This window comes from Embleya sp. NPDC025285, from assembly GCF_055558835.1.
In genome coordinates this window covers 61,512-78,165 of record NZ_JBVHLU010000035.1, presented here as the reverse complement: position 1 = coordinate 78,165, position 16,654 = coordinate 61,512, and the positions used below count along the sequence as shown (strand labels likewise).

Annotated in this window: 12 protein-coding genes; 7 read left to right on the top strand and 5 right to left on the bottom strand. The window is 70.6% G+C overall.

What is annotated here, in order from left to right; all coding sequences use genetic code 11:
* The first annotated feature begins 280 nt into the window (after positions 1-280).
* A complete protein-coding gene (locus ACZ4FV_RS24010; protein WP_465323244.1) occupies positions 281-745 on the top strand; it encodes a hypothetical protein in 465 nt (154 codons plus the stop codon).
* A gap of 963 nt (positions 746-1,708) precedes the next feature.
* Here ACZ4FV_RS24010 and ACZ4FV_RS24005 read toward each other — a convergent pair.
* Positions 1,709-2,356, bottom strand: coding sequence for a response regulator transcription factor (locus tag ACZ4FV_RS24005; protein WP_395873062.1), 648 nt, complete (start codon positions 2,354-2,356; stop codon positions 1,709-1,711).
* Entirely contained in the window at positions 2,344-3,441 is a 1,098-nt protein-coding gene (locus ACZ4FV_RS24000; RefSeq protein ID WP_402240170.1) for a sensor histidine kinase, read from the bottom strand. Before ACZ4FV_RS24000 ends, ACZ4FV_RS24005 begins: the two co-directional genes overlap by 13 nt.
* Before the next feature lie 111 nt (positions 3,442-3,552).
* On the opposite strand from ACZ4FV_RS24000, the gene ACZ4FV_RS23995 reads away from it, so the two are divergent.
* On the top strand, positions 3,553-4,875 hold the full coding sequence (locus tag ACZ4FV_RS23995) for a serine hydrolase domain-containing protein (RefSeq protein WP_402240172.1): 1,323 nt from the start codon (positions 3,553-3,555) through the stop codon (positions 4,873-4,875).
* 907 nt (positions 4,876-5,782) lie between these two features.
* Positions 5,783-6,610: an alpha/beta fold hydrolase gene (locus ACZ4FV_RS23990; RefSeq protein WP_395873065.1), complete on the top strand. Its 828-nt coding sequence runs from the start codon at positions 5,783-5,785 to the stop codon at positions 6,608-6,610.
* Between the two features lie 513 nt (positions 6,611-7,123).
* Here ACZ4FV_RS23990 and ACZ4FV_RS23985 read toward each other — a convergent pair.
* Together ACZ4FV_RS23985 and ACZ4FV_RS23980 are read right to left on the bottom strand one after the other, a co-directional pair.
* Complete coding sequence (locus ACZ4FV_RS23985) at positions 7,124-8,419, bottom strand: hypothetical protein (protein WP_402240174.1); 1,296 nt, start codon at positions 8,417-8,419, stop codon at positions 7,124-7,126.
* A gap of 102 nt (positions 8,420-8,521) precedes the next feature.
* The gene (locus ACZ4FV_RS23980) at positions 8,522-9,952 is read right to left on the bottom strand and encodes a hypothetical protein (protein ID WP_465323243.1); all 1,431 of its coding nucleotides are present in this window, start codon (positions 9,950-9,952) and stop codon (positions 8,522-8,524) included.
* Positions 9,953-10,428: 476 nt separating this feature from the next.
* Between ACZ4FV_RS23980 and ACZ4FV_RS23975 the strand changes: the two genes are divergently transcribed.
* The gene (locus ACZ4FV_RS23975; RefSeq protein ID WP_402240180.1) at positions 10,429-11,916 is read left to right on the top strand and encodes a C40 family peptidase; all 1,488 of its coding nucleotides are present in this window, start codon (positions 10,429-10,431) and stop codon (positions 11,914-11,916) included.
* 203 nt (positions 11,917-12,119) lie between these two features.
* Here ACZ4FV_RS23975 and ACZ4FV_RS23970 read toward each other — a convergent pair whose 3' ends face one another.
* Positions 12,120-12,470 (bottom strand): hypothetical protein, encoded by a 351-nt coding sequence (locus ACZ4FV_RS23970; RefSeq protein ID WP_402240182.1) that lies wholly within the window; start codon positions 12,468-12,470, stop codon positions 12,120-12,122.
* A 165-nt stretch (positions 12,471-12,635) separates the two neighbouring features.
* Between ACZ4FV_RS23970 and ACZ4FV_RS23965 the strand changes: the two genes are divergently transcribed.
* From ACZ4FV_RS23965 to ACZ4FV_RS23955, 3 genes are all read left to right on the top strand, one after another.
* A complete protein-coding gene (locus ACZ4FV_RS23965) occupies positions 12,636-13,748 on the top strand; it encodes a hypothetical protein (RefSeq protein ID WP_402240184.1) in 1,113 nt (370 codons plus the stop codon).
* A 631-nt stretch (positions 13,749-14,379) separates the two neighbouring features.
* A complete protein-coding gene (locus ACZ4FV_RS23960; RefSeq protein ID WP_395873071.1) occupies positions 14,380-14,997 on the top strand; it encodes a hypothetical protein in 618 nt (205 codons plus the stop codon).
* A gap of 881 nt (positions 14,998-15,878) precedes the next feature.
* On the top strand, positions 15,879-16,613 hold the full coding sequence (locus ACZ4FV_RS23955; protein ID WP_402240185.1) for a hypothetical protein: 735 nt from the start codon (positions 15,879-15,881) through the stop codon (positions 16,611-16,613).
* The last annotated feature ends 41 nt before the right edge of the window (positions 16,614-16,654 follow it).

The following is a 16,654-nucleotide window of genomic DNA, read 5'->3' as shown; positions in this document are numbered from 1 at the left end:
TGACCGCGTAGCGGCCGGACCGCCCGCCGATGCTCCGCGTGTGTGGGGCCGGCGCGCGGAACCTGTCCGGCGTGTCCTCGAAGGTGCGTTGCGGCGGGTGGGCGGCCTATTCGGTGTGGAAGACGCCGGGGAGACCGAGCGCGTCGTAGAGGTTGTCGAGCGACCCTCGGGCGCGGTGGACGACGCTGCGCCCCACCGCAGGAATTGTTCGGTCGCCTCATGCGGATAGAAGTCGGCAAACCCGCACAGATATGAGACCTCCGTGACCTACCGTCGCCCCATGTCCTTTGACGCGGTTTTCGAGCAGTCCGACATCGACCCCGACCCCGACTCCGACGACCTCACCGGCGTGATCCCGAGCTATCCCGCCACCGCCACCCGCGACGGCTCATCGTGGGTCGTCCTTGTCGACGGTCTGCCCGACGGCCACGCCGTCCGGGTCCGAGCCGCCACCTGGCACGACGCGGAGATCGATACACACGCGCGTGTCGCCGACGTTCTCGAGGCCGAGCCGGCAACGTTCCTCGCACCCGTCAAACCCGCCGACCCCGACGCCGCCGCCACCCTCATGGACCTCCAGGAGGCCCGAATCGCCCTCGCCTTTGCCGAACAGGCCGTCCGCGACGCCGCCCGCCACGCCGCCCGTACGCTCACCGACCAGGGCTGGACCGCCCGCGACGCCGGTACCGCCCTGCGCCTCCCCCACGAACGCGTCTCCCAACTCGCCCCACGCACCACCCCATAGACACCACAACGTTCGGGCCCTCCGTCAGCCGGTAGGCCACGGAATCCGCACAGGTCGGGCTCCGGGCAGCATGGCGTCTCCGGCCCCGACGAAGCGCGCCGGCTCGCGCCACCCGCATGGCAACTTCGTACACGGGCCGTAGGAGCGCGTAACCGCCCTCACTCGCGGACGTCCGAGATCGTCCGGGACGCAGACCTTCCCGACTCTCTGTCCGAGCCCTGCGCGCAGGCGGTGCGATGGCGTCCTGCGCGGCCGTCCGAGGTCGGCCGCGGATCGGTGTCGGCTGCGCCGGACAGCCGGACAGCCGGACAGCCGACACCGGCAGGCCGCCATCGGCGCGTGGAGGGGAAACGCCCGACAAGGGGCGACGGTGGCGTGTCGGCCGACATGCTCGCCGTACGGATTCCCGGACGCACGTGTCGGGTTGCCGGACACGCGTGTGTCGGGTTCCGGACACCGACACCACCGAGCCCGACACGACATGTCGTCCCACCCGCCACGGGCCGGCGCCGCCATGTCGGCCGACACACACGCGTACTGAACCACCCGACATATGTGTCGGGTTCCCAGAGGTCATCGCCGCCCGACAGGACATGTCGGCGGACACGCTCGCCGTACGGGCCCCCGACAAACGTGTCGGGGAGCGGGCAGGCCGAACCGACGGCGTCGTCGAGGCTCTCCATCCGGGCCCGACCCGTTCGAGGACGAACTCGCGGCATTCCCGCGGTCGAGTGGTGGGGCTGCCTGCCTGTGCGTCGGTTTGGGAATGGTGCCGGATGCCGCGTTTGCGCAGGTGGGTCCGGATCGCGGGGGGGGAGGAGTACGCGACCTTCGCGATCACGTCGGGCGGTGGGAGGCTCCGGCCGGGTCAACGGACGTCCCGGCGCTCGGCGTTGCGGATCAAAGGCGGCGGCTTCGACGGCCTCGGCCCGCCAGAGGGGGACGGCCGTACGCAGCGCTCGCTCAGTGCGGCGATGCGTCCAGGTAGGTGAGGACGGCGAGTACTCGGCGGTGGCCGGCGTCGGAGGCGGCCAGGCCCAGCTTGGCGAAGATGTTGCCGATGTGTTTGTGCACCGCGTTGTCCGACACCCGCAGACGCGCAGCGATGGTCGTGTTGTCGAGGCCCTCGGCGACCAGACCCAGGACCTCCCGCTCACGTGTGGTCAGCGCCGCCAGCGGATCGTCCCGGCGGCGGACGACCTGCGCGATGACCTCGGCGTCGAGGGCCAACCCTCCCGCCGCGACCTTGCGCAGGGCGTCGACGAACTCGGCGACCCGGCCGACCCGATCCTTCAACAGGTAGCCGACGCCGTGGTGGCCGGTGGACAGCAGTTCGGTCGCGTACGTCTGCTCGATGTACTGCGACAACACCAAGATGGGGAAGTCCGTCCGGCGTCGCCGTAGTGCGATCGCCGCCTGGAGTCCCTCGTCGCGGAACGACGGCGGCAGACGTACGTCGACGATGGCCGCCTGCGGATCGTGCTCCTCCACCGCCGCGAGCAGGTCGTCGGCGGTCTCGACGACCCGGGCGACCTCGAAGCCGTGTTTGGCGAGGATGAGTTGCAGACCCTCCGCGAGGAGCACGTTGTCCTCGGCGATCACCAGCCGCACGGCAGCTCCACCGTGATGGCCGTCGGGCCGCCGACCGGGCTGTCCACCGTGACCTCGCCGTCGAGCGCCAACGCGCGCCGGCGTATGCCCGCCAGCCCGGTACCCCGTGCCTCGTCGGCACCGCCCGTCCCGTCGTCGGTGACCCGGATCCGCAGCCGGCCGTCATCGCGTTCGACGGCGACCGTGGCGGCGGAGGCCCGACTGTGCTTGGCCGCATTGGTCAGCGCCTCGACGACCGTGAAGTAGGCGACGGTCTCGACCGCGGCGGGTATGTCACCCAACTCGTCCATGTCGAGCCGGGCAGGCACACCCGAACGCGCGACGACCGCGGACAACGCACCGGGCAGCCCGCGGTCGGCGAGGATCGGCGGGTAGATCGTACGAACCACCTCGCGGAGTTCGGCCAGAGTGGCCTCGGCGCTCGCGTGTGCGCGTTCGATCAGTGCCTCGGCCGTGCCCGGTTCCTCGCGCACCGCCTGGCGCGCCAGGTCGAGATGCATCGTCATCGCGACGAGCCTACCTTGGGCGCCATCGTGCAAGTCGCGCTCGATCCTGCGCAGTTCCGCGCCGTGCGCGTCGAGGACGTCGGCGCGGGTCCGGGTCAGCGTGGCCGCGCGAAGCGCCAACCGCTCCGCCTTGGACGGCGCGAGGAGACGATTCTGCGCACGCGCGAGCGGCGGCAGCACGAGGCACGCCACAGCGCTGAGGGCGACGACCTGAAGGACGCCGAGCAACAGCGCGTCACCCCAGCCGTCGATCGGCACGTCGATCCACAACCGTGGGCGGTTCTCGGGCGAAAACGCCCACCAGGCGGTCGTGCCGATCACGCCGACGACGAAGTTGCCGATGACGAGCAGTACCAGGAGGCCCGTCGGAACGCCTGTCAACGCGTTGAGCGCCAGCCGGCGGCGCGTGATCGGAGACGACTCGCCCGGTACGCCGAGCCAACGCCGCGCGGCGGACCGCCGACGGTCCGCCCAGTTGCCCGCCGACCCCGGACGCGGGAGGAAGAAGAGACCACCGACCGCGGCGACCAGGTTGCCGAGCAGGTATGCGCAGGCGCGCCACGCGTTCGCTCCATACATGCAGGTCAGTATCGCTACAGGGGTACGGCCCCGGCACTACAGCAGGCTGTACCGCAATACCTCCAGCCGGCCGTATCGGCGACGGCCCCGGCCGCGCCTAATTTTCCAGGCATGAAACGCCACCTTCGCGCCGCACCGCTGACATTGACGCTGGTCCTGGGCGCCACCGCAACCGCCGTCCTGATCGCTACGCCCACCCTGGGCGCGGCGGCGACGCCACCGTGCTCTCCGACCGCGGCCGGCAACGCATCCGTCGGAAACGCAGACGCAGGCAACGTAGCTGCCGGCAAGGTAACCGCCGGCAATGTAGCCGCCGGAATCGCAGCCATCGGCAGCGCGGCGATCGGGAGCACGGGAGCGCAGAACCCCGCCGGCACCTTCGACATGCCCGACTACCCGAAGCTGCGCCGCAACACCGAGGCAGTCTCGGCCCTGGGAATCCCCGCTGTTCAGGCGAGGGCGACGACCGGCTACGCCACCTGCGCCGCTCGCGTCGGCGTCGCCGATGTGCGTACCGGACGCGCGATCCCCGCCGACGGCGCGTTCCGGATCGCCAGCACGTCCAAGTCCTTCACCGCCACCGTGGTCCTCCAACTCGTCGGCGAGGGACGCCTTGGACTCGACGACCCGGTCGAACGTTGGCTGCCCGGGATCGTGGCCGGCCGACCGATCACGATCCGCCAACTGCTCCAACACACCTCAGGTCTGCAGGACGCCCTCCCGACGTGGAATTCCAAGGCGGAGTACCTGCAGGTGCGCCACCAGCGTTTCTCCACAAAGGACTTGGTGGCAAACGGGGTCGCCCTGCCGCAACTCTTCGACCCCGGCGAGGGTTGGGCCTACTCCAACACCGGCTACATGATCGCCGAACTGCTCATCGAACGCATCACCGGACAGCCGTGGGACCGCGAGTTCGAACGCCGCATCTTCCGGCCGCTGGGCATGCGACACACCTACTGGCCCGGGACCTCGCCGGACATCCGGCTGCCACACGCCAAGCAATACCAGCGCTTCGACGGCGAACTCGTCGACGTCACCTCCCAGATCCCCTCGTACCCGGCCGGCGGCATCGTCTCCACCACCCGCGATCTCGACACCTTCTTCCGGGCACTCCTCGGTGGACGTCTCCTGCGCCCCGCCGAACTGACCGCGATGAAGACCACCCGGCCGGTCAGCTCCGAGATCGAAGAGATCTGGCCCGACGGCCGGTACGGCCTCGGGCTGGTCTCCCGACCTCTGCCCGGCGGTGATCGCTACTGGGGCCACGACGGCGGCGACTCGGGATCCATCGTGATCCTCGGCGTCACCGAAGACGGCCGACGAGGAGCAGTGGTCTCCATGAACTTCGCCCTCGACGGAAGCAAGCCCGAATTGCTCTCCCAACAACGCGCCGCCGACAAGGTCGTCACCGACGCGCTCCGGCCACCTCGGTAGCAGCCGCACAAGGGGTCTGGAGATCGGTGACCAGGTCTGAAGACGGCAGATGCGGCGGCCCGGGACGGGCCGGCGCCTGCGTCCGGGTCGTCACCGTCCTGCGACCCAGCGCATCCGCGGGTCGACCGGGCACCGCGGCCGTGGCTCCCCGCCACATGCGGGATCGAGCGGCCGCAACGGACGGCGGCGCGGATCCGGCCCGCGGTGCCTACACCGCGCCCTCACCGCCGAGGATCTCCGCGCGGTACCGGAGTTCGCCGACCTTCATGACCTCGGCCGTCCAGTCACCGGGAGTTTGAATGTGCCCGGTCCGGCGTGTCCGCCGCCCATCCAGGAGTGGACTCTGCCGCCCCGGAGAGCATGACGAACATGGCGTTGGTGTCGAGCCCGGCAGCGCACTGATTCGTCTCCAGCGTGCCGTGGACCGACCGCAGTTGACGACCTTGGCGAGGGAGTGCTGGTCACCGAGGTTCCGGACCTCCGCTGTGCTGCCGTCCACCCGCGTCTGCGTGTGGACCGGGGGACGCCGCCGCCTTGGCCGTGGCGGTTGGTGCGTCATCGATTCCTCGGCCGGTTGCCGCTCACCTGTGGACCGCGGCCGCGGCTGGGGCAGGGGACGCCGGCGTTCCATTCGCGGCAACTCACGACCCTGCCGTGGCCGTATGGCTCGCTGTCCGCACCGTCGCAGATGCCGACCGCGTGTGCGCGGTGCCGAGAGACGCTCGACCTGTGCCTCTTCGGCGGAACCGAGCCACGGGACCCGATCGGGGCGTGCCCGGGTGGCGGCGATCGTCGTAGACGCCCAGGAGCCGTGTCGGGCGATGTTTGTCCGGCCTCGTCGTGTGATATCCGCTCGCCGAGGTGGGCGCGGTGCCCGCTTCGAAGCCGGCCCCGGAAGGATTCCAGCATGCCCACGGTGACCACTCGCGACGGTGTCGAGATTTTCTACAAGGACTGGGGCAGCGGTCGTCCGGTCGTCTTCATTCACGGCTGGCCACTGAACGGCGACGCTTGGCAGGACCAGATGAAGGCCGTCGCCGACGCCGGATTTCGCGGCATCGCGCATGACCGGCGAGGTCACGGTCGCTCGACACCGGTGTTCGACGGCTACGACTTCGATACCTTCGCCGACGACCTGAACGACCTGATCACCCGATTGGACCTGCGGGACATCACACTCGTGGCGCACTCGATGGGTGGCGGCGAACTCGCCCGATACATCGGGCGCCACGGCACACAGCGGGTCGAGTCGGCGGTCCTGCTCTCCGCGATCACGCCACTCATGCTCCAGGGCCCCGACAATCCGGAGGGCGTACCCCAGTCCGTCTTCGACGACATCAAGAGCGGCATCCTCACCGAGCGCTCGCAGTTCTGGAAGGACACCGCGGTCGGGTTCTTCTCCGCGAACCGCGACGGCAACAAGGTCACCCAGGGCAACAAGGACGCGTTCTGGTACATGGCCATGGCCGAGACCATCCAGGGCGGCGTCGCGTGTGTCGACGCCTTCGCCTACACGGACTTCCACGCGGACCTCGAGAAGTTCGACGTTCCCACGCTCATCGTTCATGGCGACGACGACCAGGTGGTGCCCATCGACGCCACCGGCCGCAAGAGCGCAAGGATCATCCCGAACGCCACCCTCAAGGTCTACGAAGGCGGTTCCCACGGCATCGCCCTCGTCCCGGGCGACAAGGAGAAGTTCAACAGGGACCTCGTCCAGTTCCTCAAGAGCTGACACGGCCCGGCTGGGTAGGGCTTCGCAAACCCTTCGCGTGCAGGTCTCGGCCGCCCCCCTCAACCGGGCCCGTGCCGTGTCCGGGTCGCCCCGCTGCTGCGCGATCCGGACAGGCGTGTGCAGGGTGTCGACTTTCCCGAAACGGCAGGTCGTGGGTTCGGGGGCGCGCCGTCAAGCCGGATTGTCGAACGGGCGAACACCCCCGAGGCACTGGGTGTCGTCGCACGCCGGGCACGCCATCGGCTCGATCTGTCGGACGTTCGACCCGTCGGACGGGCTCGCGCAGCGGTTCGCCTGGGGTGCCGACGAAGGAGACGGGTACGGGCCGGGCACCGACGATCGCCTCGACCCGCACCGACCTCCACGCGGCGGCGGTGGCGGCGACGTCGATGCCGGTGTCGAAAGCGATGCCGGTGTCGATGCCAATGCCGGTGCCGATGCGACGTGGATGTCGGTGCGGGTGCGGGGTGTGGGTGCGGTAGAGGTGCAGATGCGGCCGTGGATGGAGGTGGGTCAGCAGGACATGGGGTTGGGGAAGGTCTCGGTTTCCTTGGCGGGTGTGGTGCAGGTGGAGGACTTGCCGCTGGTGAGGTCGCGGGGCTGGGTCTGGTCGCGGGTTCCCAGGACCAGGCCCAGTCCCAGGGGCGCGGCGGGAGCGGTGGTGGGATAGCGGACGAACTCCCAGGCCGGGAAGAGGTCTCCGGTGAGTTTGGCGGAGAAGGTCTTGCCGGTGGGGGTCAGGGTCGCTCGGGCGTTGATGCGTCCGAGGGAGAAGCAGGTGCTTGGCCCGAACTCGGATGGGACGCAGACCTTGTCGTTCCAGGAGTTCGCCGCGGACATGCCGATGCTGAGGCCGCCGTCGGCGGTCTTGGACACGGAGAACAGGTTGCGTTCGTCCTTGGAGGCGTCGCCCACGGAGGCGGCATCGGCGACGAACGCGATTGGGAGCGCGTTACGGCACAGCGTCTCCGCGGCGCCGCCGGGCCGGGAGATGCCGACGGCGCAGGATCTGTGGACGTACACGGCGACTTCGCCGGTCCCGGTGTTCCACGCGATGGTGGCCTTTGCGGGCACGACCGGCAGGCTGCTCCAGGAGCGGTGGTCGCCGATGGTGTCGCTGAGGGTGTCCTTGTTGCGGATGAAGGCGCGGGTGATCACCATGCCCCGGTCGATGCCGGGTGCGACCGAGGTGCGGGCGACCCGGTCGCCGGGGGAGGGGGTGGACTTGAAGTACTTCCGGACCGCCTCGTCGTGGTTGCGGTTGGGTTGGGCGGCGGTGGCCCGGGTGCCGAACGCGGGGCGGGCGCCCTCGCGGCCGTCGCGTACGGCGACGACGAAGTAGTTCATGCAGGTCTCGGTGACCTTGGTGTGGGTCCAGGTCGTCTTGGTCTTGAGGTTGTCTTTGACGCGGCGGTACTTGGCCTTGTCCGGGCCGAGAAGGTCGCATCCGGCGGCGGCGTAGACGCGGTAGTCGTCGGCGCCGGTGACCTTGGACCAGGACAGTTGCACCGTCTGGTTGCCGGGCTTGGTTTTGAGGTTGCGTACGGCGGGGAGCGCCGGTGCGGTCTTGGCCGGGGTGGTGGTGAAGGCGGAGGTGGATGCGGCGAGTTCGACGGCATCGGTGGTGACGGCCAGGCCCCGGCCGTCGTTCGAGGGGGCGTCGGGGTCGGAGGCGGAGACGGGGGAGGGGGCGGATCGGGTCCGGGATGTGTCGGCGGGGGTGGTGACCGTGATGCCGGCGGCGAGAGTGAGGCCGCCGACGATCGTGGCGATGACGGTGGATCGGGAGAGTCGGAGGGGGATTTTCACGTGTGCTCCTTGTTCGGTCGTACGCTCGCCCGTTCATTCGTTGTTCGGCGGTGTCGCCGCGACGGGCGTCGCGTTCGGAGGTGAGGCCTTCGGTGTCTCGCGTCAGGCGCCGACGCGGTCCGTCTGGACGATGTTGGACATCGTCGGCCGTGACGTGAGGGGTCGGGACGCGACGAGGGTGTCGTCGGCGGGTGCGTGCGGTTCGACCTGTCCGGGCTTGGCGGGGTCGAATTCCGTGCATCGGGGCTTCTTCTTGTGGGGCGAACGCTTGGTCGGAGTCTTGGCCTTCGGTGTCTTGGCCTTCGGTGTCTTGCTCTTCGGTGTCTTGCTCTTCGGGTTCTTGGCTTTCGAGGTCTTGGGCTTCGAGGCCTTGCCCTTCTTTGCGTCCGGTTGAGGGGTGGCCTTTGCGCGGGCGGGTGCGGGGGAGCAGGTGCGGTCGGGCCGGGTCTGCGAGTCGCCGGGCTTCGTCGCGTCGGTGGGGGCGTCGGTCTCCGGCGGCTCGGTCGAGTCCGTCGAACCCGTCGAGTCCGTCGAACCCGTCGAACCCGTCGAACCGGTTGAACCGGTTGAACCCGTCGAGTCCGTCGAGTCCGTCGAGTCGGTGGTGGTAGCGGTGTCGTTCGTGTCGGTTTCGTTGGTCGGGTCCGCCGGGTTCGTCGAGCAGTCGGCCTGTTTGGGGGTCTGGGCCTCCGGCTTGTCGTCCGGATCGGGAGGCGTCTGGGTTTCGTTCGAACCCTTGGGGCATGCGCAGTCGTTCGACGTCTCGGCTTCGGGTGCCCCGGTTTCGGATCCGCCGGCGTCGGCGTTCGTCGGGGTCTGGGGAGTGTCGGGCTGCGTGCCGACCCCGTCGTTCTCGGGCTCGTTCTTCGGGGCCGGGGTGGATGTCGTGTCCGGTTCGGCCTGCTCGTTGCCCGACTCCTCGGAGCCGGGGTCGTCCGCCGCTTGGTCGGTCGCCGCAGGCTCAGGCGCCTTGTCTTCGGGTTCCGTGTCCTTGGGTTCCGTGTCCTGAACTTCGGTGTCCCCAGCTTCCGAAGCCTGGGATTTTGGGTCCTGGGATTCCGTGCCGTCGGTCTTGTTCGATGCGTTCGAGCCGTCTGCCGTCTCGGTCGAACCCCCGCCGCAGCTCTCGTCGTTGGTGGGGGCATCCGACCCGTCCACGGCCGGGGGCTTCGCGTCGGGCCGGTCGGTGGGCTTCTCGGGCGGGTGCCGGTCGCCGGGGCAGGAACACGCGGGAACGCTCTCCGGCGCCTCGGGGTCTCGGGTGGAGGAGGTATCGGTCCGCGGTGTCGCCTTGGTGTCGGGGCGGGTGTTGCGTGGTGGAGCCGCAGGCTCGGGTGCGGTGGTTTCGCGGGGGACGATGCCGTGGGTCGCGGGGCGTCCGCGTTCGGAAGCGGCCGCGGGTCCGGCGAAGGCGAGCGCCGGTACGCCGAGCGCGGCTGCGCCCAGCAGCAGGCCGACGGGCCGCAGCAACCGGTGTTGTGGCGTGTCCCTGCGGTGCCTTCCGGGACCGGCTGCGAACAGTCGTCGTGTCACGGGGGTTTCTCCTCGTCACTGGTCGGCTCGAACACGGCCGAGCCTCCCCGCCGGTCGCATCGTCCGGCCAGGGATTGGGGCGTCCGGGACTGTCCGGAGTCGTCCGCGCAGGTCAGCGGGCTTTCCTGAGGTCGCTTTCGCGGGTCGGACGACGGCTCCGGTTCTCGAAGGCGCCTTTGCGCTCCATGGACACGGCATACGTCCACCGGGGGTGTCGACGCGCGCCGGCGCCGGCCGCAGGGCGGCCGTGACTCGCGTTGCTTCGGGTCGGGCGCGCAGGGGTTGATTCCTGGGCGGGCGTACGAGCGTCGCGTCGGTCGGCGTCGCGACGCTCCGCCGGCCGGCCTGCGGAAGGGCAGGCCGTCGGGCGTCGGACGAGTCCGGACTGTCTCGGACGGCGAATGCTCTGGCCGGACATCGCCGAGACGGCGAGCGTTTCCTGCGAGCCGCGAGGGCGGCCGACGAGGGAGGTCGTCATGACACAACAAATGCGGCGCGTTCCGGCCCGGGACGGGGCGGGCGACGCGCCTGCGGGCCGTTCGGAGCGGGCGGCCACGACGGCCACGACGTCCGTGCGGGGTACGGGGGCCGGGCAGATCCCGGCTTCGGAGCGCACCGTCGCGGTGGGCCGGGTCCGACCCGCGCGTCGTCCCGCCGCCGGCTCGACGCCTCAATCCGCGGCGGGACGGGGCGAATCGCGAGCGGCCGACCGCGCGAAGACCGACACCCCACCGGCGGGAACGGCCATCGCCGACGCGTCGCCCGCCCCGGGCCGTACGAGGACCATCGCCGGCGGGCGGCGCAGGCACTCGACGGCGCCCGCGAGGGACGCCTGGCGCGCCGCGGCCCGCAAGCGCGGCGGCCTGCTGGTGGTACTGCTGTGCGCGCTCGTCATCGGCGTATTCGCGCTCGTGTCGCCCAGGCCGAGCGCGAGCGAACCCGCCGCGTCGCCCGACCTCGTCGTGGACGTACCGACCTCGGAAGACACGGACGCGCCCCACACGCAGTCCGAGCCCGCCGCCACGGCACCGACGACCACTGCCGCACCGACGACGGCGGCCCCCACGAACACCGCCGCTCCGCAGGACGGCAAGCCCGCGAACGGCAAGCCCGCGAACGGCACCCCGGGCGCCGACGCGTCCACCCCGACCGCGAAGCCGCCGGCCCCGGACACCCCCGCCAATTCCGCGACCGCCCCCGGCATCGCGGTGGGCGAACCCGACCCGACGGGCCCCGCCTCCGCGACTGAGCCGACCCCCGCAGCCGAACCCGTCGAGCCGGCGGCCGAGCGGGAGGTCGTCCTGCGGTGGGGCGACACGCTCTGGCAATTGGCCGTGGACCACAACACGACGGTGGCGGCGCTCCAGGCGTCGAATGGACTCGGCAACTCCACCCTCATCTACGCCGGCGCCACCCTGCGCGTGCCTGGATCCACGGCGCTCAGGTCCACGGCGCACACGTCCACGGAACCCACCGCGACGACAACACCGGCCGCGACGAAGGCCGACACCGACACCGCCACTGATGCCGACGTCTCCCATGCTTCAGTCCCCGACACGCGTGGTACCACCGACCCCCGCAAGCCCGGTCCGGCCGCGCACGCGTCCGGCGCGGACGCTGCTGTGGCCTATGCCAAGGCCCAGGTCGGCAAGCCGTACCGGTGGGGCGCGACGGGCCCCGGCGCGTTCGACTGCTCGGGCCTGGTGATGCGAGCCTGGGCCGCAGTAGGGGTGCAACTCCCGCGCACCACCTGGGACATGGCCCGATCTGGTACCTCGACCACCCGCCGGGCTCTCGTCCCCGGCGACCTGGTGATCACCAACGGCGGCGGCCACGTGCAGCTGTACATCGGGAACGGAAAGGTCGTTCATTCCCCCGGCAATGGTAAAACCGTCACCGTCGCCACCCTCGCCTCGGCGTCCCGGGTCGTCGCGTACCGCCACGTCACCGCTGCCCGTCGCTGACAACTCCCACGTCGCGTGTCACACCCCCTGGCCCGACCGGCGCACCCTTCGACAACCGATGCAACCGCGCCGCGGCACCGAACAGACCTGAGGGAGCCCGGCGGCGCGAACGTCGAAGTGCTCTTCGCAGCGGCGGCGAGTCATCCTCCCGAGAGGGAGGACCGCAGGTCACGGTCCGAACGCGATCGCCACGGACGGCAGCTTCAAGACGCGGGCGTGCTCAAGGTGATCCGCAGCCGCGATCTGCTCCGCCTGATGATGGCTTGGCCGGAGCGCGTACCGCTGCCCGCCGTCAGACGATCAAGGTCCTGGGTGTCGTCGGCCCGTTGCTGCCGCTGGTGACCGGCTTCGCGCCGTGGCCGGCCCCGGTCCGGGCAGCGACCGTCGAGTTCGTGCTCCTGCAGATCGGTGCGATCGTCGTGCACCTGACCGGCGACCGACGGATGCGCGTGCGTGCGACCCCGGCCCCGGCCCGGCGCCGGGCCTGGGCCGACTTCATCGATGATGGTGCCCGGCCACATCCCGAACGATTCACTCTCCGAGGGCACTTCCACTGCCGGTCCGCGAGGCTCCTGCCTCGCGAACCGGCAGTGTCGTGCACCGGGACAAGCCGTGACAGATGTCGAGAAGGACTTGTCCGCCCGCCGTCCGTTCATGAGAATGACCGCTGTTTCGGTCCGTGAACGGGCCGCCACGGGGGACAGGGACGGTCGACCACGGTGACGAATACCCAACCGGGTCCGGACTCGGCGCGCACGCCGGCAGAGTTCGTGACCGCGATGCGGCAGTTACGGCAATGGACGAACCTGAGTTACCGAGCGCTGGAGCGAAGAGCCCAGGGGTTCGGGGCGAGCCTGCCCAGGGCAACGCTCGCCGGCGTACTGAACCGCCAGGATTTGCCGCGCGAGGAACTCCTCGCGGTGTTCGTACGCGCCTGCGGCGGCGACGCCGCCACGGTCGAGAAGTGGACACTGGCGCGCAAGCGCCTGGCTGTCGACCTCGAAGGCCTCGTCGTGTCGGGAATGGACCCCGACCGGCAGGAGTCCGCAGCCGATCCCGACGACGACCCCGCGCACGACGACGAACCGGCCGCACCGACGGACACAAAGCCCCCGGACGACGACCAGACCGCGCCGACCCTTGCTCCCGGCCCCGCCACCGAAGGAAGCGACACCCCGGCCCCCGGCCCCGGCCCCGGCGCCGAAGGCAACGACGGCGGCGGCATCCCGGTCTCCGATACGGGCCAGGCACACGAAGGCGACGAACTCCCGCACACTCCGGCCGAGGACGACGCCCCGTCCCCGATCGCCGACACGCCGCCCGCCGAGGACGCGCCCACGGGCTCGCGCCGGTCGTCGAAGCGGCGGATCCTGTCGGGTATCTCGCGGCGCCGTCGGCTCACCGTGACCGTGGCCACCGTGCTGCTGCTCGCCGCGGGAACGACCGGGATCGGCATCCTGCGCGACTCCGACGACGCCCGCCCGACGCCGCCGGGATCGGCCCCCGCGAACTCGCCCCGTCCGCACAGCGCTGAGCCCACCACGGTGGATACCCCGATCGCCGCCGTGAGTCCCGTCGCGGACGACACACCCGCGTCCCGGCCGTCGGCGAACAGCACCCCACCTGCGGCCGGCGCACCCAAGAGCACGCCACCGGCCCCGCCCGCACCGCGCACCACGATCACGGTGCCCCGCCGGGACGAGTACACGCCCCCGCCCTGGCCCCGGGCCACCTCGCAGCAACCCGCCTTCACCTGGCCGCCGTACAGGACCGAACCGGCCGACCCCTTCCCGGAGGAGACCTGCCACGACGTGACCAACGACTGCCTGTAGCGGGCGCTCAAACCCGATTTGCGCACACAAGCCCCACCCGGCCACCCGGCGAAACAACGCCCACCACGGCCCGACGTCGACCCGGCGAGGCGCTTTGTCATGCCCCGGAACGAGCATGGGCATTCGCCGAACATCGTCTCCGGTACGCCCCTGTCACCCCGCCGGCACGTGAACGAGCGGCACGGCCATCGCACACCGACCCGCACCGTCGTCGCCACGGGACCGAACCCACCTCCGTGAGCGTCGGCGCGGCCGAGGCGCCCACCCCGGCGCAACACGAACCACACGGCGCGGCGTCCCGGATGCCTGATATCCCGTCGAGGCGGCGCAACACCACGAACTCGCCGACCGACACCGGCTCGGACACCGGCGTGACGTACGTCCCCACCCTCGGACAGGGCCTCCGACCAGGCCGGACAGAGCCGGACTGTCCCACACGCCCACAGCCCTTGTCGCAGCCGCGACGGACGGGAAATCTCGGCTCGGACGGCGTCGACGGCCGGCCTCACATCCCGAGAACGGGACAGGCCCCGCGCCGCACCGTCGACAGCCCCGGCCGGGCGACATCCGATCCCCACGACGGCGACGGCGACGTCACGACATCGCCGCGCCTCCATCCTGGAGAACCATCATGGCGACCCGCACAACGCACCTGCGTCTTACGCTGGTCCTGGCACTGACGTTGATCGTCCTCGCCGGACTCTTCACCGCAGCCGACGCCTCATCCTCTTCCTCCTCGTCGTCCCGCAAGGCGTCCTCGAGCACGTCCGCCAAGAAGCCCGCAGCGGACGGAAAGCCCTGCGCCGGCAAGCGCGAGGCCAAGAACCCGAAATTCATCGGCACCCACACCGTCTGGCCCGACGAACCGAACTGGTCCGCCTCGAGTTGGGCTCCCATCGCGGTCAAGCTCGACAAGAGCGTCTCCCTCGCCAACAAGGTCGGCGGCACCCTGGGCGTCAGCCACGAGGGCATCAGCGCCACCGTCGGCTTCGACGTCACCAAGACCTGGACCGACACCATCAGCGCCACCCTGCCCCTGAAGGGCAAGAAGGGCCACTACGTCCTGCGCGGCGGCGCCGCCTACAAGGACTACCGATTCGACGTCTACGAACAACGCGGCCACCTGCGCCTGTTCGGCGGCATCAACGGCACCCTCACCTGCCAGGTCGAGACCCGCGTGAAGGTCGGTACCAGCACCGCGTCCAGGTTCTGGCGCTACGACTTCAAGCACAACAAGGTCTCCAAGTAGCCCCGGGCTCGACCGGAGCAATTCGACCAACCTGAGTCAACCTCCCCAACCGCCGCCGGAGAACGTGCTCTCCGGCGGCGGTTGGGCTTCACCAGCCCATCGGTGAACATTTCACCTGCCCATCGGCGAAACAACAGGTCCGTCTCCCGCGACCGGGACCACCGACCGGCACCGGAAGCACCACTGCTCAGCCTCGACCTCCGCAGCGAATACGACTTCCACGGACCCACGACCCCGGCCCGACCCACGCTGTACCCGCAACCGCAACCGCAACCGCAACCGCAACCGCAACCGCAACCGCACGCGCACCCGCACCCCGAGCCCACCGAGCCGCGTCGCACCCGAGACGGTGAACGACCGCCACCACGCGACCGTACGCGGCCCACCCGAAAGAGAACCTCCCCCGGGCCCCTGCTGCCGGCGTCGCCTCGTACGCGCACGCACGGAACGGCACACCGCACATACCGCGACGCGACACGCATACCGGGATCCGCCCGAACCCGGCGCATTCGGACCGATCGCGCCCGCATACCGCCAGGGTTTACCCGGTTCTCCTGCGCTCGTTGGATGCCGAGTGTGTGGCCGGGCGCCTAGCGTGCCGTGGCCGGGACCGTTCGCGTACAGGGTGGCGAATGGTGCCCGGTGCCGAACGAGTCCGTGATTTCCTGGAGTTCAGTGTGTCCGAAGCCCGGCGCGACGTACCCGACCCGCCCCGACCCGCACACGCCTCGCCGCCTCCCGCGGCTCCGCCCACTCCGACGTTCCCGCCCTTTCCGCCTCCGGCCGGGCCGGGGGAGGTCGGTGCCAGGGAGCGCTCCGGCGCGTTTGCGGGTGGTCCGGTCAGATGGGTCGCGCTGGTCGCGGCGGGCATCGTATCGACCGTGGTCGCCGCCTTGTTGATCAACGGCACGGACGGGGGCGGCGGACACGATCGCAAGGCGTTCCAGGACCCCGCCGGAGCGGGACCACCCGCGGCCGCGGAGCAACAGCCGATGCCACCGTTGCCGTCGATCGACACCACGGGCCGTAAGCCGACGGCGAGCGCGAAGTCGGTTCGCACGGCCGACGTTCGGCCCTCGGCGCCGCCCGCGCCCGGGAAGGACGGCAGGTTCACGGCTCGGCCCGACGACCCGACCACGTGGCCGGACGCGTGCGACATCGTCACCGCCACCGACGTCCGGGAGGTCTTTCCCGATGTGCGCGGCGTCGAAGTCGTCGGCACGGCCGACGCCCGCGGATTCCTCAAGAGCAAGGGGCCCGCGCTGCGCAGCACCACCTGCAAACTCACGCTGGACACGCCTCGGGTGATCGACGCGTACAGCACGATCAGCCTGACCGTGGACATCGTGTCGATCGCCACCGGCGCCGAGATGACCCACGACTGGGACTTCACCGCCTCGGGCCCGCGCCGGCTCGCCGACTACCGGGAACTGCCGCCCTCGGCAGGCGCGGATGCCGGCTACAGCGCGCAGGGCGGCGTGCAGTTCCGCAAGGACGAGTTCATCATCCGGATCACCCCTCTGGGCCACCTGTCCACGCCGGACGGTTACCCCCAACGCGGCTGGGAGGCCGACCTGTTGCCGCGGCTTGTTCCCAAGGCCACCGCCCGCCTGTGACCGACCGGCGGCGACGGCGGGCGTGGCGACGGACCGGGTGG